23 protein-coding genes are annotated in these 20908 nt (G+C 60.6%); 5 read left to right on the forward strand and 18 right to left on the reverse strand.

All coding sequences use genetic code 11. From position 1 onward, the window contains the following. Complete coding sequence (locus tag PSH80_RS19195; RefSeq protein WP_057960382.1) at positions 1-750, reverse strand: electron transfer flavoprotein subunit beta/FixA family protein; 750 nt, start codon at positions 748-750, stop codon at positions 1-3. 556 nt (positions 751-1306) lie between these two features. Between PSH80_RS19195 and PSH80_RS19200 the strand changes: the two genes are divergently transcribed. Further along, entirely contained in the window at positions 1307-2971 is a 1665-nt protein-coding gene (locus PSH80_RS19200) for an electron transfer flavoprotein-ubiquinone oxidoreductase (RefSeq protein WP_115128743.1), read from the forward strand. 97 nt (positions 2972-3068) lie between these two features. On the opposite strand, the gene PSH80_RS19205 is transcribed toward PSH80_RS19200, so the two are convergent. Further along, positions 3069-3962, reverse strand: coding sequence for an AraC family transcriptional regulator (locus tag PSH80_RS19205; protein ID WP_057439589.1), 894 nt, complete (start codon positions 3960-3962; stop codon positions 3069-3071). A gap of 182 nt (positions 3963-4144) precedes the next feature. On the opposite strand from PSH80_RS19205, the gene PSH80_RS19210 reads away from it, so the two are divergent. Next, on the forward strand, positions 4145-5197 hold the full coding sequence (locus tag PSH80_RS19210) for an NAD(P)-dependent alcohol dehydrogenase (RefSeq protein WP_057960384.1): 1053 nt from the start codon (positions 4145-4147) through the stop codon (positions 5195-5197). Here the strand turns inward: PSH80_RS19210 and PSH80_RS19215 are convergent, their stop codons facing one another. After that, a complete protein-coding gene (locus PSH80_RS19215) occupies positions 5198-6001 on the reverse strand; it encodes an IclR family transcriptional regulator (protein ID WP_057960385.1) in 804 nt (267 codons plus the stop codon). It abuts the gene before it with no gap. A gap of 71 nt (positions 6002-6072) precedes the next feature. Next, positions 6073-6552 (reverse strand): GNAT family N-acetyltransferase, encoded by a 480-nt coding sequence (locus PSH80_RS19220; protein ID WP_057439591.1) that lies wholly within the window; start codon positions 6550-6552, stop codon positions 6073-6075. Between the two features lie 184 nt (positions 6553-6736). Here PSH80_RS19220 and PSH80_RS19225 point away from each other — a divergent pair, with 184 nt between their 5' ends. From PSH80_RS19225 to PSH80_RS19235, 3 genes are all read left to right on the forward strand, one after another. Further along, positions 6737-7945: an MFS transporter gene (locus PSH80_RS19225; protein WP_186625661.1), complete on the forward strand. Its 1209-nt coding sequence runs from the start codon at positions 6737-6739 to the stop codon at positions 7943-7945. A gap of 85 nt (positions 7946-8030) precedes the next feature. Beyond that, complete coding sequence (locus PSH80_RS19230) at positions 8031-8369, forward strand: hypothetical protein (RefSeq protein ID WP_057439593.1); 339 nt, start codon at positions 8031-8033, stop codon at positions 8367-8369. 53 nt (positions 8370-8422) lie between these two features. Then, positions 8423-8683, forward strand: coding sequence for a hypothetical protein (locus PSH80_RS19235; RefSeq protein WP_057960387.1), 261 nt, complete (start codon positions 8423-8425; stop codon positions 8681-8683). A gap of 65 nt (positions 8684-8748) precedes the next feature. On the opposite strand, the gene PSH80_RS19240 is transcribed toward PSH80_RS19235, so the two are convergent. The 14 genes from PSH80_RS19240 to fabD all read right to left on the reverse strand — a co-directional run bounded on the left by PSH80_RS19240 (position 8749) and on the right by fabD (position 20815). Continuing rightward, entirely contained in the window at positions 8749-9486 is a 738-nt protein-coding gene (locus PSH80_RS19240) for a bifunctional 2-polyprenyl-6-hydroxyphenol methylase/3-demethylubiquinol 3-O-methyltransferase UbiG (RefSeq protein WP_057960388.1), read from the reverse strand. Positions 9487-9493: 7 nt separating this feature from the next. Then, complete coding sequence (locus tag PSH80_RS19245; protein ID WP_057439594.1) at positions 9494-10060, reverse strand: DUF1285 domain-containing protein; 567 nt, start codon at positions 10058-10060, stop codon at positions 9494-9496. A gap of 16 nt (positions 10061-10076) precedes the next feature. After that, positions 10077-10682: a DUF4823 domain-containing protein gene (locus PSH80_RS19250; protein WP_057439595.1), complete on the reverse strand. Its 606-nt coding sequence runs from the start codon at positions 10680-10682 to the stop codon at positions 10077-10079. A 74-nt stretch (positions 10683-10756) separates the two neighbouring features. Continuing rightward, entirely contained in the window at positions 10757-11725 is a 969-nt protein-coding gene (locus PSH80_RS19255; RefSeq protein WP_057439596.1) for a GTP 3',8-cyclase MoaA, read from the reverse strand. 139 nt (positions 11726-11864) lie between these two features. Next, on the reverse strand, positions 11865-12518 hold the full coding sequence (locus tag PSH80_RS19260; RefSeq protein ID WP_057439597.1) for a TetR/AcrR family transcriptional regulator: 654 nt from the start codon (positions 12516-12518) through the stop codon (positions 11865-11867). Between the two features lie 426 nt (positions 12519-12944). Then, entirely contained in the window at positions 12945-13727 is a 783-nt protein-coding gene (locus PSH80_RS19265; RefSeq protein ID WP_120733904.1) for a TatD family hydrolase, read from the reverse strand. 65 nt (positions 13728-13792) lie between these two features. After that, positions 13793-14779 (reverse strand): DNA polymerase III subunit delta', encoded by a 987-nt coding sequence (locus tag PSH80_RS19270; protein WP_057439598.1) that lies wholly within the window; start codon positions 14777-14779, stop codon positions 13793-13795. Further along, positions 14772-15404 carry a dTMP kinase gene (gene tmk, locus PSH80_RS19275; RefSeq protein ID WP_057960391.1) on the reverse strand — a complete coding sequence of 211 codons (633 nt, stop codon included), beginning with the start codon at positions 15402-15404 and terminating at the stop codon, positions 14772-14774. Before tmk ends, PSH80_RS19270 begins: the two co-directional genes overlap by 8 nt. 19 nt (positions 15405-15423) lie before the next feature. Then, positions 15424-16515, reverse strand: coding sequence for an endolytic transglycosylase MltG (gene mltG, locus PSH80_RS19280; RefSeq protein ID WP_057960418.1), 1092 nt, complete (start codon positions 16513-16515; stop codon positions 15424-15426). 1 nt (position 16516) lies between these two features. After that, positions 16517-17332: an aminodeoxychorismate lyase gene (gene pabC / locus PSH80_RS19285; RefSeq protein WP_305417966.1), complete on the reverse strand. Its 816-nt coding sequence runs from the start codon at positions 17330-17332 to the stop codon at positions 16517-16519. Then, on the reverse strand, positions 17332-18576 hold the full coding sequence (fabF, locus tag PSH80_RS19290; protein WP_057960393.1) for a beta-ketoacyl-ACP synthase II: 1245 nt from the start codon (positions 18574-18576) through the stop codon (positions 17332-17334). The genes pabC and fabF overlap by 1 nt, the downstream gene beginning before the upstream one ends. Before the next feature lie 107 nt (positions 18577-18683). Further along, complete coding sequence (gene acpP / locus PSH80_RS19295) at positions 18684-18923, reverse strand: acyl carrier protein (RefSeq protein ID WP_057439601.1); 240 nt, start codon at positions 18921-18923, stop codon at positions 18684-18686. 192 nt (positions 18924-19115) lie between these two features. Then, positions 19116-19859 (reverse strand): 3-oxoacyl-ACP reductase FabG, encoded by a 744-nt coding sequence (gene fabG / locus PSH80_RS19300; protein ID WP_057439602.1) that lies wholly within the window; start codon positions 19857-19859, stop codon positions 19116-19118. 17 nt (positions 19860-19876) lie between these two features. Beyond that, entirely contained in the window at positions 19877-20815 is a 939-nt protein-coding gene (fabD, locus tag PSH80_RS19305) for an ACP S-malonyltransferase (protein WP_057444966.1), read from the reverse strand. Positions 20816-20908 lie beyond the last annotated feature (93 nt).

A 20908-nucleotide genomic window follows, 5' to 3' on the forward strand; every position in this document is an offset into this window, starting at 1 on the left:
TCAGATCACCTTCGCTTCGTTTTTCAGTTTCTCGACCAGTTCAGCCACCGACTTGACCTTGATACCCGCGCTGCGTGCAGCTGGCGCTTCGACTTTGACGGTCTTGTTGGTAGAGGCGGTGGAAACGCCCAAAGCATCCGGAGTCAGCACTTCAAGCGGCTTCTTCTTGGCTTTCATGATGTTTGGCAGGGACGCATAACGCGGCTCGTTCAAACGCAGGTCGGTGGTGACGATGGCCGGCAGTTTCAGGGAAACGGTCTGCGCGCCGCCGTCGATTTCGCGGGTCACGGCAACGCTGTCGCCACTGACTTCGACTTTCGAGGCAAAGGTACCCTGGCCGTAACCGGTCAGTGCAGCCAGCATCTGGCCAGTCTGGTTGTTGTCGCTGTCGATGGCCTGTTTGCCGAGGATCACCAGTTGCGGCTGTTCCTTGTCGACAACGGCTTTCAACAGCTTGGCCACGGCCAGCGAGGTCAGCTCTTCAGCGGATTCGACGAGAACCGCGCGATCGGCACCCAGGGCCAGGGCGGTACGCAGCTGCTCTTGAGCAGTGGTCGGACCGATGGAAACGACGACGATTTCAGTCACGACACCTTTTTCTTTCAGGCGTACGGCTTCTTCCACGGCGATTTCGCAGAAGGGGTTCATCGACATTTTGACGTTAGCCAGATCGACGCCGGAATTGTCCGCCTTGACGCGAACTTTCACGTTGTAATCGACAACGCGTTTGACAGCTACAAGAACCTTCATGGATTCCTCGTTACTCTCCGGTGAAAAGGAAGCCGCCCGGATAAACCTGGCGGTAGATGCTCAACGGCGCACAAGGGCACCTCTAAAAACGCAGGCCTTCATGACAGGTAACGTTGCACGTACTCAATAATAAAGACCGTTCGTCAGGGGTGACTGACAAGTCATTCATCGTTGCAACGTGTAAACTGCGCGCCAGCATTACGTGCGCGTCAACCTGCATGAGCAGTGCCTTGTCTTTGGACGTGGCCTTGAAACCGGCAGTCCGCCTACGAGAAGCGCAAAACCGACCGTATATTGACCGGAACACCTTTTCCGGTCAATACAGCAAAATGGTCAGATATAAGCCGCGTTGCTTTGATTTACCTAGCTCGCGGGCAATTCAAACAAACGTTTGTATTGGACGCTGAGAGTGGTGTAGATATAATGCGCCACCTAGAGAGAAAGGTGGGTCGTCCCCTGCCCTTTTGTAAGAAATTGGCGCAGAAGACGACAGATAAAACACCGAACCTCCACCCATTAGAAAAAAAACTGTTGAGCCTTGAGTAGGAGATAGCCTGTGGAACGCGAATACATGGAATTCGACGTGGTCATCGTCGGCGCAGGGCCGTCGGGCCTGTCTGCCGCCTGCCGACTGAAGCAGAAGGCCGCCGAAGCCGGTAAGGAAATCAGCGTCTGCGTGGTCGAAAAAGGCTCGGAAGTCGGCGCACATATCCTGTCCGGCGCCGTGTTTGAACCACGCGCCCTGAACGAATTGTTCCCGGACTGGAAAGAACTGGGCGCTCCACTCAACACCCCGGTGGTGCGCGACGACATCTATGTACTGCGCAGCAGCGACACCTCCACCAAGGTGCCTGACTTCTTTGTGCCCAAGACCATGCACAACGAAGGCAACTACATCATCTCCCTGGGCAACCTGTGCCGCTGGCTGGCCCAGCAGGCCGAGAACCTGGGCGTGGAAATCTACCCAGGTTTCGCAGCCCAGGAAGTACTGTTCGATGAAAACGGCGTAGTGCGCGGGATCATCACCGGCGACCTCGGCGTCGACCGTGAAGGTCATCCCAAAGAAGGCCTGTACACCCCAGGCATGGAACTGCGCGGCAAGTACACGCTGTTCGCCGAAGGCTGCCGTGGGCACCTGGGCAAACAACTGATCCAGCGCTTCAACCTGGACAGCGATGCCGACGTACAGCACTACGGCATCGGCCTCAAGGAAATCTGGGAAATCGACCCGGCCAAGCACCAACCAGGCCTTGTGGTCCACACCGCCGGCTGGCCGCTGGACATCATGCGCAACGAGAACACCGGTGGTTCGTTCCTCTATCACCTGGAAAACAACCAGGTGGTCGTAGGCCTGATCGTCGACCTGTCCTACAGCAACACCTTCCTGTCGCCGTTCGATGAGTTCCAGCGCCTCAAGCATCACCCGGTGCTGGCCCAGTACCTGGAAGGCGGCAAGCGCATCAGCTACGGCGCCCGCGCCCTGGCCAAGGGCGGCATCAACTCGCTGCCGAAGATGGTATTCAAGGGCGGCGCCCTGATCGGTTGCGACCTGGGCACCATGAACGTGGCCAAGATCAAGGGCAGCCACACCGCCATGAAGTCCGGCATGCTCGCCGCAGACGCCGTGGCTGACCGTCTGTTCGCCGAATCCGAAGGCGGTGATGAACTGACGGCCTACGTCGACAGCTTCAAAGCCAGCTGGCTCTATGAGGAACTGTTCGCCACCCGTAACTTCGGCCCGGCGATGCACAAGTTCGGCCCGATCATCGGTGCCGGCTTCAACTGGTTCGACCAGAACATCCTCGGCGGCAAAATGCCGTTCACCCTGCATGACACCAAGCCGGACTACGCCTGCCTCAAGCTGGCCAAGGACAGCCAGAAGATCGACTACCCCAAACCCGACGGCAAGCTGAGCTTCGACAAGCTGAGTTCGGTGTTCCTCTCCAGCACCAACCATGAAGAAGAACAGCCGTGCCACTTGAAACTCAAGGACCCGAGCATCCCGATCGGCACCAACCTGCCGCTCTACGATGAACCGGCGCAACGCTACTGCCCGGCTGGCGTGTACGAAGTGATCACCCAGGAAGACGGCGAAAAGCGCTTCCAGATCAACGCCCAGAACTGTGTGCACTGCAAGACCTGTGACATCAAGGACCCTTCGCAGAACATCACCTGGGTGACGCCGGAAGGCGCGGGTGGGCCGACTTACCCGAATATGTAAGCCAACTGAGGCTCCCAAATGGGAGCCTTTTTTATGGGCGACTCGAGTCAATGTGGGCTTGCCTGCTCGTTCCCCCGCTCCGCGTGGGAACGATCATCTATGCCGCTCGCTCTTCACCCGGGTTGCGCAGGAAATAGCGCTTATATTCCCGACTGAACTGCGACGTACTCTGATACCCCACGTTATGCGCCGCCTGCGCCACACCCATGCCTTCTGCCAGTAACAACTGCTGGGCCTTGAGCAGGCGCAAGCGCTTGAGGTACTGCACCGGCGACAGCAGGGTGCAGCGCTTGAAATGCTCATGAAACGTCGACGCACTCATATGCGCATAACCGGCCAGGGTCTCGATGTTCAGCGGTTCGGCGTAATGGGCATGCAGGTGATTCAATGAGGTGGCAATCCGCGAGAACTGCCCCTGCTGTTCCACCAGGGCCCGCAGCACATCGGCCTGTGGCCCGCGCAAGGCGGTGAACAATAATTCCCGCACCCGCGCCGGCCCCATGATCCGGGCTTCCAGTGGATCGTGCAGGCACTGCAACAGCCGCTCGACGCAACCGCGCATCGCGTCATCGAGCACCACCGAGCTCATCGACTCCAAGGTCTGCGCCGCCGGCGGCGGGCCGGCTTGCATGCCCATAGCCATCACCAATTCGCCCAGCACCACCCGATCAATGCCTACGGTCACGCCATACAGCGGGGCATCGGCGGCCATGGCAAACGTCTCGCACTCGAACGGCACCGGCATCGCCTGGATCAGGTAATGCCCGGCGCCATACTCCAGGGTGCGCGGGCCCAGGTAGGCGAGCTTGCTGCCTTGGGCCACGAACATCAGGCTCGGTTCGTAGATCTGCGGCCCGCGCGCCACGTCGCAACTGGCGCGCAGCACCTGCACGCCTGCCAGGTGGGTCGGGGAAAAACCGTCGCAGGGCGTAAGCCCCTCAATCAAGGAAACCAGCGTGGCGTTGGCATCAAGATGGCGGGTCAACAACATGGCAAAAAACTTCGCGAAAAAGGGATAGGAACATCATCGCAGGTCTGGCGACCAATGAATCCAATCCACGGGCACTCCCGGACGAATAGGCATGAGACTCGGAGCATTTGCCATGTTCGCCCACAGGGTCGACGCGCAGAATTCGCCACCTCTCCCGTCCACGCTTTTGCGAGGTTTGCACCATGTACACTGCCATCGGTTATGCCGCCCAGTCGGCCACCACTCCCCTCGCCCCCATGTCCTTCGAGCGCCGTAGCCCACGCGCCGATGACGTGGCGATCGAAATCCTGTACTGCGGCGTCTGCCACTCCGACATCCACCAGGCACGCAACGAATGGGGCATCGCCGTGTACCCATTGATGCCGGGCCACGAGATTGTCGGCAAGGTCACTGCCGTCGGCGCCAGCGTCACCGCCCATAAGGTTGGCGACCTGGTCGGCGTGGGCTGCATGGTGGATTCGTGCCGCCACTGCGAAGCGTGCAAATCGGACCTGGAGCAATACTGCCTCGAAGGCCCGACCATGACCTACGCCACCCCGGACCGGGTAGACGGCAGCAACACCATGGGCGGCTACTCCGACAGCATCGTGGTCAGCGAGCACTTTGTGGTGAAGATCCCGGCCAAGCTCGACCTGGCCAGCGCCGCGCCGATCCTCTGCGCGGGCATCACCACTTACTCGCCACTCAAGCACTACGGGGTCAAGGCCGGCGACAAGGTGGGGGTTCTCGGCATGGGCGGCCTGGGCCATATGGGCATCAAGTTCGCCAAGGCCATGGGCGCCGAAGTGACGCTGTTCACCCGCTCGGCGAACAAGGCAGAAGAAGGCCGACGCCAGGGTGCCGATCATGTGATCGTGTCCACCGATGCCGAGCAGATGAAAGCCGCCGCCGGCAGCTTCGACTTCCTGCTGGACACCATTCCGGTGCAGCACGATCTGAACCCCTACCTCGATGTTCTGCGCTTTGACGGCGTGCATATCCTGGTAGGTTTGATCGAACCGGTCGACCCGCCGGTCAATGCCGCCAAGCTGGTATTGGGCCGTAAAGTCCTGGCTGGCTCGCTGATCGGCGGCATTGCCGAAACCCAGGAAGTCCTGGATTTCTGCGCCGAGCACGGCATTACCTGCGACATCGAAATGCTCGATATCCGCCAGATCAACGAAGCCTATGCGCGCATGATTGCGGGCGACGTGAAGTACCGCTTCGTGATCGACATGACCACCTTGAAAGCCTGATCAGGCCTTCGCGCCCAACTCTGCGGACAGCCGCGCTGCGACCTGCTTGACCAGGGGGATCAGCTCGGCCATTTTTTCCAGCGGCATGTAGGGCACCGTACTGGCGATGCTGATGCCGGCGACAATCCGCCGGCTGGCATCGCGCACCGGTGCGGCGACGCAGCGGATCGACGGTTCGTTGTCTTCCAGGTCGAATGCATAGCCACCCGCCACGTATTCACGCATGCGCTGCTCAAACTGCTCCCAGGATTGCTCCGGGTGCTGCGGCCAGTGCAGGTTTTTCCCGCCTACCGGCAAGCTGACCTGATACAGGCGCTGCCACTCCTCTTGCGAGTCATCGAGCAACAAGGCCTTGCCGATTCCGGTACGTGCCAGGGGCATGCGGTGACCGACCCGCGAACGCATTTCCGGACCATTGCGCCCGGGGTTCTTGTGCAGGTACAGCACATCGTCGAACTCGCGGATCGCCAGGTGGATGGTGTCGCCGGTCAGCGCCGACAGCTCGTCCAGATAGGGTATCGCCAGCGTCACCAGCGGCAGCTCTTCCCGCGCCTGGAAACCCAGTTCGATCAGCTTCGGCCCCAACAGGTAACCGACTTGCGGCACCACTCGCAGGTAGCGCTCATCCACCAGGCAACTGGCCAGGCGGTGGGTGGTGCTGCGGGTGGTGCCGATGCGCCGGGCGATTTCCTTGAGGTCACGCGCGCCGGCCGCCACCGCCTGCACCACGCCCAGGCCGCGCAGCAGGGTCTGGGTGCCCGTGGGCGCGGGGTCTTTGGCGGGAATGGGTGGGTTTTCCTGCATGTAGGGCCTATCTAGAAATGCGAAAGCGGCGGCCATTATGGCAAATGCCAGGCCCCAAGACAGGGCCGATCTCAGCCCTGGGCAAAGTCGCGCAATGCGTCGCCTTCCATGCGGTACCGCACCCATTCTTCCTGGGGTTGGGCACCGATGGACTTATAGAAGGCAATGGCCGGCTCGTTCCAGTCCAGCACGCTCCATTCAAAGCGCCCACAACCATTGTCATAGGCGATCTTGGCCAGGTGGCGCAGCAACTTCTTGCCCGCCCCGCCGCCGCGCTGCTCCGGGTTGATATACAGGTCTTCCAGGTACAGGCAGTTGCTGCCCAGCCAGGTGGAATAGCTGAAGAAAAACACCGCAAAACCAATCGGCAAGCCATCACGCAGGCAGATCAGGCCATGGGCAGTAGCGCCTTCGCTGAACAGGCTGCGCTCGATGTCCACCACGCTGGCGATCACTTCGTGGCGGGCTTTTTCGTACTCGGCCAGTTCAGTGATGAAGGTCAGGATCTGCGCAGCATCGCTGGGCACGGCGGGACGAATCTCGATGGTCATGAACAGGCCTGCGGCTAAAAAAGAAAGGACACATACTAAGGCCCTTTGATGACCGCTTGCAGGGTTTTATGCAGGTGATTACTCCGTCCTGCAGCAATGTTGGCACCGGTAACCACAGAACAAACCGGGCGGTAGCGCATGGTAAAAAGTCCGTCATAAATCCAACAGACGCCCAGGTTCGCCCATGCACCCCACTGCTCCGGTTGGCGGAAAGCTCTTCGCCTTGTTGTGCCTTGCCAGCTACCTGCTGTCACTGTCGTACGGTTCGACGTTTTTGTTATCGCTGCTGATTGATTCCAGAGGCGGCAACGAGCATGACGCCGGCAGCGTGATCTCCATGGCGATGCTCAGTACGTTTATCGCGGTGATTGTGTCCGGGCACCTGGCCGACGCCCTGGATGCCGCACGCGCGATTGCCTGCCTGGGGAGCCTGCTGGTGGCCGCCTGCCTGGGTTTTGCCCTGACGCCGGGTTTTGGCCAGGGCCTGATGCTGTTCGGCCTGGCCCTCGGGCTGGGCTGGGGCGTGTTCTATACCCTGGGCCCGATCATCGTGGCGATGCTGGTGCAGCCCAGCCAAAGAGCCAAATATTTCGCCTGGCTGTCGGGCAGCATGATGACCGGCATCGGTTCGGGCCCCTTGTTGGGACGGGCGGCCAGCGCCCTGGGCCTGCCCCTGGAAACCGCGTTTTATATCGCGGCCCTCGCAAGCCTCGTGGGCGTGCTGATCTTCTGGCGCCTGGGCAGCCATCTCCAGCAACAACCCAACTCGCTGGGCGCCGGCGCCGTCTCGAAAATCTCCTGGGCCAGCACCCGGCGTGTGCTGGGCTCCAAGGCGGTGTTCGCGATCATCATGGTCGGCCTGGGCGGCTGTGTATTTGGCGGCCTGTCGAGTTTCCAGACCAGCTACGCGGCACGCCATGGGCTGGATTATTCGCTGTTCTTTCTGGGCTTCATGGGGGCGGCAATCACCAGTCGTTTATTGATTGCCAGCTTTGTGGTCAGGCGCGATGCGTACTGGTCGGCCTGTGTGTTGTCTGGGTTGATGGTGGTGTCGATCCTGCTGTTGAGCTTCGGCGTGCATGACAGCTTCAGCTACTTGCTGGCGGCCGTTACCTTGGGGGTCGGTTACGGCCTGACCTATTCGGTGATCAACGGCCTGGCCGCCAATGAAGCGCCGAACGCCAGCACGTCCCAGGCCTTGCTGCTGTTCAGCCTGTCGTACTTTATAGGCGTCTTCGGCTTCCCGCTGCTGGCCGGCAAGCTGATCGTCGAGCAAGGCGTACCGACCCTACTGGCGAGCGTACTGGGCATCGCCTTGCTCAACTGGCTGATTACGCTGGCGCGCCTGATCTGGCGCCGGGTTGCCAAACACAAAATCTTACAGGTGAGCTGACACCGTTCGTCGTGATCCAGGCACCAACAATAAGGGCGGGCAGACCAACCTAAGGTAAGGACTTTATTCCTATGGAGGCTCCACCATGAATACTTCCAAAGTGACTGCCCTCGCCCTCGCCGGGTTGCTGTCTGCGGTATCTCTAGGCAGCTTCGCCGCGTCCGACCCTTCCACCGGCAAGACCGACCCGATTGGCAGCCCGCCCAACCCTGCCACCCAAGAGAGCAAAGACTCCATGGGCACCGGCCTGGATACCAATGGCGGAGCCATCATCCAGAACGGTGCCGACCCACGCACCCAAGGCAATGACGGCAACCGCCAGGGCCTGGGTACCGATGTGGAGAACGGCAAGATCGGCCCCGGCAAGAACGCCGCTCCGAGCGGCAACGATGACAACCTGCCCGGCGCACCGAAACAACCTTGACCCCTTGACCGACAGACGAACACTACCCCACCACTGACCCTGAAGAGGTATGCATGAACGTCGATAAAAACCTGGAGAAAGAAGTCCTCACCCGCCTGCTGCACGCGCACCCGAACGGTTTGGGTAAGGAGGTGCTGGATAACTACCGGGGCGAAAAAATCGTGGCCAGCACCCTGGCCACTCTTCAGGAGCGTGGACTGATCAAGGAAGGCCACGTGACCTGCAACGAGGCCGGCGAACACGCGCTGCACCTGCCGATCAAACTGACGGCCTCTGGCGTGGACGCCGCCCGCAAGCTGGAAAGCCAGCCGTAGCGGCTGTCGAGCCCTGGCGAGGCTGCGCTTGAGTGCGCAGTGCTCGCCCTTTCGCCAGGCATCACCTACAGCGTTGGGCGTTGCGCAGCCACCAGCAACATCATCGGCCGCTCCAGCTCCTCCGCCAACTCTGGCCGGGCCACAAGGTCCGCGGCACTCGGGCCCCATTCTTCAATATGGCTCAGGCTCAAGCCTGCTTTGATCAACATGTTGAGCAGCGTGCCCAGGGTACGGTGCTGCTTGATCACACCCTTGGCCAGCCAGTCGGTGACCCGTGGCCCTTCCAGTTGATAACTGTCCAGCGGCCAGCTTTTACGCCCTTGCTCATCGACCTGCCAGCCCGGTTGCCGGGGCGCCATGAAGATCGGGTGCTCGATGGAGAAAACCAGCCGTCCTCCCGGCTTCAGGGCTTTATGAATACGGGCAAACAGCCCGGGTAGATCGGTGATGTAGTGAAAGGCCAGCGAGCTGTAGGCCAGGTCATAAGCCGCATCGGGCAGATCAAGCTGCTCGAGGTCGGCAATGGCATAAGTAATGGCCGAGGATGAAGTCATTTCCTTCGCCCGCGCCAGCATCTTCTGTGAGACGTCCAGCCCCAGCACCTGTTCGGCGCCCTGTTCCTGGGCCCAGCGGCTGAACCAGCCATAACCACAGCCCAGGTCCACCACCTTCAATCCCTGCATCAGCGGCAACAACGCCTGCAACGCGGGCCATTCCGGCGCACCTGCCAACCCTTGCAGGGAGCGGCCCATTTGACTGTAGCCCGCGAAAAAGGCTGGGGTATCGTAGATATTCTGCGTCACGCCGGTATCAATCCCTGGGTTCCAGGCCTATCGGAAAGAACACCCCGCCACTCCAGATGCCCAGCCAACTCTCGCCATCGATCAGGCGCGTCACCGCCAGCTCCACCATCTGGTAGAACACGTTGCGATGAACCAGTGCTTCAAGGTTGTTGCGCACCCGCACGTAGGGCGACGGTTCCTGGGTCTGCGGATCAATCACCACCCGCAACGGGTGTTCGGGGCCGGCTTCGATGACGTCTTCGACATTGGAGGTAAACCGCAGGAGTTGGCTTTCGCCCTGCCCCTCGACCTCCATCGACACCGCCACAAATGGCGCGTCATCTACCTTGATCCCGACCTTTTCCACCGGAGTGATCAAAAAGTAATCATCGCCATCGCGGCGGATGATATTGGAGAACAGCTTGACCATCGGTTTACGCCCGATGGGGGTGCCCAGGTAGTACCAGGTGCCGTCGCGGGCGATACGCATGTCGATATCGCCACAGAAATCCGGGTTCCACAGATGAACCGGAGCCGGTCCCTTGCCCTTGGGCAACTGTGCCAACAAATCATTGGCCTTGGCCGAACCCGTCATGCTGTTCTCCTTTGAATTACTGGTCGCTCATGCCCAGCAGGCTGCGGGCGTACTGCCGCAACGGTGGGCCAAGCAAATCTTCGGGTTTATTGTCGTGGAACGTCAGTAAACCGCCACGACTGCGGATCCGTGCAGTATCAATCAAATACTGGGTGCTGGTCTCGATCAACATAATCTGGATCACGCCACTGTCGACACCCAACCGGTCCAGGGCTTCCTGGTCGGCCCATTCATCTGCATTGCCAATGCGATCATCAGCCTTGGCGAACCGCGTGTACAACAGGTAATGGGCACCTGCTTCACGGGCTTCGGCCATGGCCTGCTCCAAACCTTCCGGGGCGCGGGCGCGGCGGACCATGGGGAAGTATTCGATAAAACCGTTGAAGGCTTCTTCGGCCACCACATTGGGTCGCGGGTAGGCACTGCCCGGCGGCGTGAACGCACCCTGGGCGATAAACACAAAGGAATCGGGCTGAATGCGAACCGAGTTGGAACGACGTGTGTCGCTGTGGTCCAGCAAACCGGCATCGCTCATCTGATAGCGAGTGCCTTCGGCCATATCGCTGACTGTCATGCAGCCACCCAGCGCAAACGACGCCAGCAACAAAACCAGACTACGCATCCTATCCTCCAGAGGCCGGTGACGGAAAACCGGCGAATGGGCACGAGATGCAGATTTTGCGCCAGCTTGCCTGGCTAGCCGCCAATGATCTTCATCACCGTCGCCCCGCCCGAAAACGCCACTTCCTGCTTATCGCCCAAGGCCTTGACCAGCAAGCCCTGTAACGCCGGCAAGGCCTGATGACGCGGCTTGTCCAACAAGTCGCCGACATAGTGGCGGTTGCTCGAAGATAGACAGCCGTGCAGCCAGCCTGTGGAAGACAGACGCAGGCGTGAACAGGTTCGGCAAAACGGCACGCTTTCATTGGCGATCACGCCGAAGTAGCCCTGGCCGGGAATTTCATAGCGCACGGCCGTGGCATCCACCGGGGCGTCGGCCTGCAGGTATTCGTGATGTTCGCCAATCAGGCTCAACAGTTGTTGCAGGCTGACAAATTGCTGCAGGAAGGCGTTGGAGTCGCTGGCCAGGTGGCCCATGCGCATCAACTCGATAAAACGCAATTCATAACCGCGCGCCAGGCAATACTCCAGCAGCGGCATCACCTGGTCGAGGTTCTGCCCGCGCAGCGGCACCATATTGACCTTGATCTTGATCCCCGCCGCACGCGCCTGGTCCATGCCATCGAGCACCGTGGCCAGGTCGCCGCCCCGGGCAATCCCGCGAAAGGCATCGGCATCCAGGGTGTCGAGGGACACATTGATACGACGAATGCCGGCATCCACCAGCAGTGGCAACTTGCGCGCCAGTAACTGGCCATTGGTGGTCAGGCTGATATCACTCAAGCCCATCTGCCCGACGGCCTGCATAAAGGTTTCGAGCTTGGGGCTGACCAGCGGCTCGCCGCCGGTGATCCGCAGGCGATCAATGCCCGCTGCCTCGATCAGGTAGGCCACGCCACGCGCCATGGCCTCGGCCGAGAGTTCGTCCTGCGCAGCCACCAGCCGCTTGCCGTTGGGCACGCAGTAGGTACAGGCGTAATTGCAGGCTGAGGTCAGGCTGATCCGCAAATTGCGAAAACGCCTGCCTTGACGATCAACGATCATGGATCACTCCGGCAGAGGATAATTCGGGCGCGCTAAAACCTGACTCATAAATCAGATTTTAGCAAGGTCCTTGCCTGAGTATATTCCTGGGTTATCACATACGGCAGTAAATCAGCCGGCCATTGCCCGGATGAATGCCTTAGGTGGCAGGCGTCTCGGGGTTAGGCTGGTCGCTGCTGTGCTTGCGCTTGTTGCCCATGCGCACGCCGATGTCCATCAGGAATTGGAAGAAGCCTTCCTGATCTTCCAGCACATTGCTCCAGAATGGCGAGTGGTACAGCGCCACGGCGCCATGCACCAACGCCCACGCGGCGCAGTAATGGAAATAAGGCGGCACATCTTCCAGCTTGCCTTCGCTGATCCGGCCTTTGATCAGCAGGGTCAGGCGTTCGAAGTTCGAGGCGCGGATCTTGTGCAGTTCCTCGACCATTTCCGGCACCTGGTGGCCCTTGACCACTTTTTCTTCCAGGCGGTCAAACAGGCGGTAACGCTGCGGGTCACGCATGCGGAACTCAAAGTACGCCCGGGACAGGGCTTCCTTGTCCTTGTCGACATCGGCCGAATGCAGCAACTCGTTCAAATCGCGCTCGTAGTCGAGCATCAGGCGCAAGTAAATCTCGGCCTTGGACTTGAAGTGCTTATAGATCGTGCCTTTGCCGATACCCACGGCATCCGCAATCATCTCGACGGTGACGCTGTCTTCACCCTGTTCGAGGAACAATTTGAGCGCGGTGTCGAGAATTTCCTGCTCACGGCGGCGAAACTCACGGACCTTACGGGGTTCTTTGTGCATAGAAAGAGGTCTGCAGAGGTCAGTATTGGAAGGGATGAGCGTGCCGATGACGGAACGTTTTACCCGGTGCGAGGGATTATCCCGACTGCACGGTCGTTGGGCAACGTCTATATGAACAACCCATACACTAAACTTACAGCACGCCAACGAATCAGGCGCTATCGGTCAGAAATAAAGCATAGATTCGCACGATGTACTGCCGCCCCATGAGAACTCAAGCGAAGCGGATGTATTCCAAATCTGTTTAAAAAACGACCAGAAGCGGCTGGACTGCACGGGATACTGATCAATACTTCATCTGTCGGTGTGACATCTCCCCCAAGTGACACACCGATATGGGTACCAACGGACCGCGTATCCTTGTTTACTCCTAATGGTCTTAGCCCGGATTCACCCCCCAGAACCCGGGTTTTTTTTGCCTGGGATTCAGCGAACGTGGGCCAGCGGGAACAGACGCTTGAAGTTGGCGGTGGTCTGCTCGGCAAAACGCTCCACCGACTCGCCGCGCAGCATTGCCAGGTAATCCGCCACATCCCGCACATATTCCGGCAGGTTGGGTTTGCCGCGATGGGGGATCGGCGCCAGGTAGGGTGAATCGGTCTCGACCAGCAAGCGATCGGCCGGCACCTGGCGCGCCACGTCCCGCAGGGCCTCGGCGTTGCGGAAGGTGACGATGCCCGACAAGGAAATATAGAACCCCAGGTCGAGGGCCGCCTTGGCCATCTCCCAGTCCTCGGTAAAACAGTGCAACACACCCGCCTGGGGCAGAGCGGCTTCGCGCAGCAAGGCCAGGGTGTCGGCGCGGGCGCCGCGGGTATGCACGATCACCGGCTTGCCGGTCTGCTGCGCCGCTTGCAGGTGCAGGCGGAACGAGGCTTGCTGCAACTCGGCGGCTTCCGGCTCGTAGTGGTAGTCCAGGCCGGTCTCGCCAATAGCCACCACCCGCGGGTGATTGAGTTCGTCCAGCAGCCACTCAAGGGCCGGGGCTTCACCGGGCTTGAGGTCCAGGGGGTGGATGCCCACCGAGCAATCCACATCGGCATAGCGTTCGGCCAGGGCCTTGACGTCGGCGGCGTTCTCGGCGCTGACGCCAATGCACAGGAAGTGCCCGACGCCACGCTGACGTGCAGCGTCGAGGGCAGCGTCCAGGGAGCCGTTGTGGGCGGCGAGGTCGAGGCGATCAAGGTGGCAATGGGAATCTACGAGCATAAGAAGTTACAACTTGCGTCACAGGAAGTGTCTGGCCGACGAAACATCCGTCGGCCCCGAAAATATCAACGTCGACCGAGCAGCCCGACCCACTGCACCAGCAGGGCCTCAAGCAGCAGCACCCGGTTCAGGTTGGCCTTGCCCAGCACCTTCTGGCGTTGGGCGAGGATCCAGTCCTGGATGTTCAATACCTTGTCCTGGGCACTTTTCTGCGCCAGGTATTGCACCACCTTGCGCATGTCCATCAAGCCCAGGCCGTTTTCGTCCTGGGTCAATTGGTATCGCAGGATCAGGCTGGACCAGTCGCAGAACCAGTCAAACAGCAGCAACAGCGGCACGTCTTTCCAGCCTTCGGCCAACTGCGTGGCAGACTGCTCCTGCTTGAGCAGCTTCTTCACCCCGTCGACCACCAGCGCACGCTGCTCGCGTACGCCCTGGGCCTGCAGGCTGACCGCTGCCAAGGGCGAGCCGGCTGCCAGGGTCAGCAATTCGACCCGCTCCTGCTCAGTGCATTCGGGCAAGGCCTGGCCCAGCCACTGCAAGCTCATGGCCTCGCTTGGCAGTGGGCAGGCCTGTTGCACGCAGCGACTGCGAATGGTCGGCAGCAGACGGCTGGACTGGTGACTCACCAGCAACAACACCGTATCACCAGAAGGCTCCTCAAGGCTCTTGAGCAAGGCGTTGGCGGCGTTGATATTCATCGACTCCACCGGCTCGATCAATACCACCTTGCGCCCGCCCATCTGCGCGGTCTGCACCACGAAGCTCACCAGGTCGCGCACCTGGTCGACCTTGATCGCCTTGTCCGCCTCCTCCGGTTCCAGCACGTAGTTGTCCGGATGGCTGCCGGCCTTGAGTAGCAGGCACGACTTACAGTGCCCGCACGCCTCCAGCCCTGCCGGCTGCTGGCAGAGCAGGCGGGCCATCAAGCGCTCGGCCAGGGCACGCTTGCCGATGCCTACCGGCCCATGGAGCAGATAGGCATGGGCGTGCTGGGCACGCCCGGCCAATTGCTGCCAGAGGCTGTCCTGCCACGGATAGGCTTCAGCCACGGTACAGCTCCAACAGTTTGGGGAGCAGCTCATCGATGGCCCGCTGCACCTGTTCCAGGGGCTGAGCGGCATCCAGCAGGCAGTAGCGCGACGGCGCGGCTTCGGCACGCTTGAGATAGGCCGCACGCACCGCCTCGAAAAAGGCTCGGCCTTCCAGCTCGAAACGATCCAGGCGCCCACGGGCGCTGGCCCGGGCCAGGCCGATGTCTACCGGCAGGTCGAAGACCAGGGTCAAGTGCGGGCGCAGGTCGCCTTGGACGAAGGTCTCCAGGGTCGCAATGCGCTCCAGGGACAGGCCGCGGCCAGCGCCCTGATAGGCGTAGGTGGAATCGGTGAAGCGGTCGCAGATCACCACCGCGCCCCGGGCCAGCGCCGGGCGAATCACTTCGGCCAAGTGCTGGGCACGGGCGGCAAATACCAGCAACAGCTCGGTGTCCGGGTGCATGACCTCGTCGCCAGTGGCCAGCAACACCTCACGGATCTTCTCGGCCAGGGGCGTGCCGCCAGGCTCGCGGGTCAGCAGCACCTCGATACCTTCAGCCCGCAAGCGCTCGGCCAGGTATTCACGGTTGGTACTCTTGCCAGCGCCTTCCGGGCCTTCCAGGGTAATAAACAAGCCAGTCACAGGCAGTCCTTAGTCAGAGTCATTGCGGGCTTTGCGCGGGCGCAGCGTCAGGCGCGGCAGGCTCAACGGTGGTCGGCGCGGGTGCCGGGCTGGAGCGGTAATCGGCGCGACGCTTGAGTTGGTACTCGCGCACCGCCGCGTTATGGGCGTCCAGGCTATCGGAAAAAATATGGCTGCCATCGCCCCGGGCCACGAAATACAGGCTGCTGCCCGGTACCGGATTCAACGCGGCATGAATCGCCTCGCGGCCAACCATGGCAATCGGCGTCGGCGGCAGGCCGCTGATCATGTAGGTGTTATAGGGTGTGGCTTCTTTCAGGTGCGCGCGCGTCAACTTGCCGTTGTAGCGCTCGCCCATGCCGTAGATCACCGTGGGATCGGTTTGCAGCAGCATGCCAATCTTCAGGCGCCGCACAAACACCCCGGCAATCTGCCCACGCTCTTCAGGCACGCCAGTTTCCTTCTCGACCAGCGACGCCATGATCAGCGCCTGGTAGGGGTCGGTATAGGGCGCATCCGGGGCACGTCGCTGCCATTCCTGGGCCAGTACGTCGTCCAGGCGGTTATAGGCTTTCTTCAGGAATTCGACATCGGTCATGCCGCGCACGAAACGGTAGGTGTCGGGGAAGAACCGCCCTTCGGGGAACACGTCGGGATGGCCGATTTTTTCCATCACCTCAGTGTCACTCAAGCCCGACAGGGTCTGCTCGATCTTTTCATGCTTGGCCAAGGCACTGCGTACCTGACGGAAGTTCCAGCCCTCCACCAGGGTCAGGCTGTACTGCACCACTTCACCACGCTGCCACAGGCCAATCAGGCCCTGGGCCGTCAGGCCTGGCGTCATGCGGTATTCGCCACTGTGCAGCGGTTGGCCGTCAAGGTTGAAGCGCCAGTAGAGACGCAGCCAAAAGGCATCCTCCAGCACACCGTCACTTTCCAGACGATTGAAAGTGCCCGTAGGGGTCGCGCCAGCAGCTACATCCAGCAATTGCTCCTGGGGCAGATTCAGCGGTTGCTTCAAGGCCGAGTTCAGCTTCCAGGCGGAAAAGCCCAATAGCAAACCCGCCAGGACCAGACCGATCTCCAGCAGCAATACAATTTTACGTCTCAAATCAAACACCCAATAGCGCGCGAACAATGCCTTGCAGTTTACGGGTGAGCGGCCCGGCCGACCAGCTCATTGGCCCACATCCAAGCACCGGCCAAATGCCATATACGCTATTGCAGACAAACACTTCGTCAGCCCGTTGCAGCTGCGCAAGGCTGATATCGGCCACGGTCGTGACGAGCCCCAACGCCTCGGCACGGGCCAACAGCTCGGCCCGCATGACGCCAGCCACACCACAGCGGCTCAGGTCGGCGGTCAGCAACTGGCCGTTATCCACCAGGAACAGGTTGCTGAACACGCCTTCGATGACGCGCCCGGACATATCCAGCATCAATCCTTCCGCGTGATCGGCATCCTGCCACTCGGCGCGAGCCAGGACCTGTTCGAGGCGATTGAGGTGTTTGAGGCCGGCGAGCAAGGGTTGCTCGGACAAACGCGTGACACATGGGAACAGGCGGACACCTGATGAACCGTGGGCCGGGGGATAGGTAGCAGGTGGGCTGCCTTGCAGGATACGGCGCACGGGTGCGCCTGCGTTGATGCCATACCCCCGCAGGCTATCGCCTCGGGTCAGGATCAACTTGAGAACGCCGTCACCGAGGGCCGCCGCATAGGCCAGTAACTCGTTGCGGATCAGTGCCTGATCCGCAACGAGCGCCAGGCGCCTGCAACCCTCGTCGAGGCGTTGCAGGTGGCGGTCGAGCAGCACGGGCTGCCCGGCCTTGACCGCGAGGGTTTCAAACAAACCATCGCCGTAGGCCAGGCCGCGATCTTTGAGCGGCACTGCGTCCGCTGGCTGACCGTCGACCCAGCTGCGCATTACTCGGCGAACCGGCGGAACACCAGGGAACCGTTGGTACCGCCAAAGCCGAACGAGTTGGACAGCACCACGTCGATCGGCATTTTCTGCGCCTCGTGAGGTACGAAGTTCAGGTCGCAGCCTTCATCCGGCTCATCCAGGTTGATGGTCGGCGGTGCGACCTGGTCCTTGATCGCCAGCACACTGAAGATCGCCTCAACCGCGCCTGCCGCACCCAGCAGGTGACCGGTCATGGACTTGGTGGAACTGACCGCCAGCTTGTAGGCGTGCTCACCGAACACCGACTTGATGGCCTGCGCTTCCGCCAGATCGCCAGTGGGTGTCGAGGTGCCGTGGGCATTGATGTACTGCACTTGATCGCCATTGATCTTCGCATCGCGCAACGCATTGCTGATGCAGCGCGCAGCGCCTGCGCCGTCGGCGGGTGGCGACGTCATGTGATACGCGTCGCCACTCATGCCAAAACCGATCAACTCGGCATAGATCGTTGCGCCGCGCGCTTTGGCGTGCTCCAGCTCTTCGAGGACCAGGGCACCGGCACCGTCGGACAGTACAAAGCCATCACGGCCCTTGTCCCACGGACGACTGGCGCGGGTTGGCTCGTCATTGCGCGTCGACAGCGCACGGGACGCGCCGAAGCCGCCCATGCCCAGGCCACAGGCGGCCATTTCGGCGCCACCGGCAATCATCACGTCCGCCTCGTCATAGGCGATATTGCGCGCCGCCATGCCGATGCAGTGAGTGCCCGTGGTGCACGCCGTGGAAATGGCGTAGTTAGGCCCCTGGGCACCCAGATGGATGGACAGGAAACCGGAAATCATATTGATGATCGAGCCCGGGACGAAGAACGGTGAAATTCGACGAGGGCCGGATTCGTGCAGCGTGCGGCTGGTTTCTTCGATATTGGTCAAACCGCCAATACCCGAACCCATGGCCACGCCGATGCGCTCACGGTTGGCATCGGTGACTTCCAGGCCTGCATTACGCACTGCCTGAAAACCGGCTGCCAGGCCGTATTGAATGAACAGGTCGAGTTTGCGGGATTCCTTGATCGAGAGATATTCCTCGACATTGAAGCCCTTTACCGAGCCGCCAAAACGGGTGGAATAGGCAGAAAGGTCCGTATGCTCAATCAGACCAATACCACTGTGGCCAGCCAGAATGCCCTGCCAACTGCTCGGCACATCCGTGCCCAGTGGCGACAACATACCCATACCGGTGACTACGACGCGTCTACGCGACACAGCACTCTCCTTTTTCTTGATGACGACACTTTGCATCAAACCTAAAGAAAAAACCGCACGCCGTTATAGCAGTGCGGTTTTTCCCAACAGCAAGCGACGACTACAAATTACTTGTCGTTGTGAGCAGTAACGTAGTCGATAGCAGCTTGAACAGTAGTGATTTTTTCAGCTTCTTCGTCCGGGATTTCGGTCTCGAATTCCTCTTCCAGAGCCATCACCAGCTCAACGGTGTCAAGGGAGTCGGCACCCAGGTCTTCAACGAAGGAAGAAGTGTTTTTCACTTCATCTTCTTTAACGCCCAGTTGCTCGGCAACGATTTTCTTGACGCGCTCTTCGATGGTGCTCATACCTTGTTTTCACTCCTAATGGACAAATTCAGGCAGCTGGCCAGTGGGTAAGTGTATAGAAAGGCTTTTCAGCTTTTCAACTGAAAGCTTCACCCTCGTACCCTACCGACCACCTGTCTATAAATAGATTGCAGCTTTATAACGGATTTTAGACAGCTCGTATGACATTTTTTTGAAGCGATCCGTCACAATTTAACTCATGTACATCCCGCCGTTCACCGGGATTGTAGCCCCAGTCACGTATGCCGCACCGTCAGATGCCAGGAAAGAGACCACATTGGCGATCTCTTGAGCCTGGCCCAGACGACCCAGCGGAATTTGCGTCAGCAACGCTTCACGCTGCGCTTCTGGCAGTTCGCGGGTCATATCGGTGTCGATGAACCCTGGAGCCACCGAGTTGACCGTAATCGACCGCGAGCCGACTTCACGCGCCAGGGCACGGCTGAAACCTTCCAGGCCGGCCTTGGCAGAGGCGTAGTTTACTTGGCCTGCGTTGCCCATGGCACCCACTACGGAGCCAATATTGATAATTCGCCCCCAACGCGCCTTGGTCATGCCGCGCAAAACACCCTTGGACAGGCGAAACAGACTGTTCAGGTTGGTATCGACCACGTCGTACCACTCGTCGTCTTTCATGCGCATCATCAGGTTGTCACGGGTGATACCGGCGTTGTTCACCAGAATAGCCGGCGTACCGAATTGTGCGGTGATCTCGGCAAGCACGGCAGCCACGGACTCATCGCTGGTCACGTTGAGTTCCAGGCCGGTGCCCTGCACGCCGTTTTCCTTGAGGGTCGCGGCGATACGCTCGGCGCCCGAGGCGGAGGTGGCAGTACCAATCACTACCGCGCCCTGACGGCCCAGTTCCAGGGCAATCGCCTGGCCAATGCCACGGCTTGCGCCGGTAACCAGTGCAACTTTACCTTGCAGACTCATGCAGGCTTCTCCTTAGTTCAGGCCAGTGCGGCGCGGGCGGCTGCGAAGCCATCCGGGGTATTGAGATTGGAAGTCGACACGCCTTCGGCGCAGCGCTTGTTGAGACCGGCCAGGACTTTGCCCGGGCCACACTCAACCAGTTGGATCGCGCCCTTGGCAGCCAGGGTCTGCACGGATTCAACCCAGCGCACCGGCTTGTACAGTTGCTCCAGCAGGTCGCGCTTGAGAGTTTCCAGGTCCGGGGCCACGTCGGCGCTGACGTTTTGCACCAGCGGGATCTGCGGTGCCTGCCAGTTGATGGCGGCGACGGACTCGGCAAAACGCTCGGCCGCCGGGCGCATCAGTTCGCAGTGGGACGGTACGCTGACCGGCAGCGGCAAGGCACGCTTGGCCCCACGGGCCTTGCAGCCTTCGATGGCACGCTCAACTGCAGCCTTGGCACCGGCGATCACCACCTGGCCAGGGGAGTTGAAGTTGACCGCGCTGACCACTTCGCCCTGGGCCGCTTCGGCACAGGCTTCGATCACAACCGCGTCGTCCAGGCCCAGGATCGCGGCCATGCCGCCCTGCCCGGCCGGAACCGCCTCTTGCATCAGTTGGCCACGGCGCTCTACCAGCTTGACCGCTTCAGCGAGGGTCAGGCTGCCAGCCGCAACCAGGGCGCTGTACTCGCCCAGGCTGTGACCGGCAACAAAAGCCGGGCGTGCGCCGCCTTCGGCCAGCCAAACGCGCCACAGCGCGATGGACGCCGTCAGGATGGCCGGCTGGGTTTTATCGGTTTGATTGAGCAGTTCTTCCGGACCGTCCTGGGTCAATGCCCAGAGGTCGTAGCCCAAGGCCGCGGAAGCTTCCTTGAATGTTTCCAGGATCAGCGGGTATTGCGCGCCCAGCTCGGCCAACATGCCGAGGGACTGCGAACCCTGCCCTGGAAAGACGAATGCGAGGGATGTAGACATGTAACAAGCCCCTAATGATCTGGTCGTCGGTGAATTGACGCCCCACAGCTGGGAGCGCAAGAAACTGACAGATTGGATGGTCAATTGAACTGG

It is taken from the genome of Pseudomonas sp. FP818 (genome assembly GCF_030687335.1).
Lineage (GTDB): Bacteria > Pseudomonadota > Gammaproteobacteria > Pseudomonadales > Pseudomonadaceae > Aquipseudomonas > Aquipseudomonas shahriarae.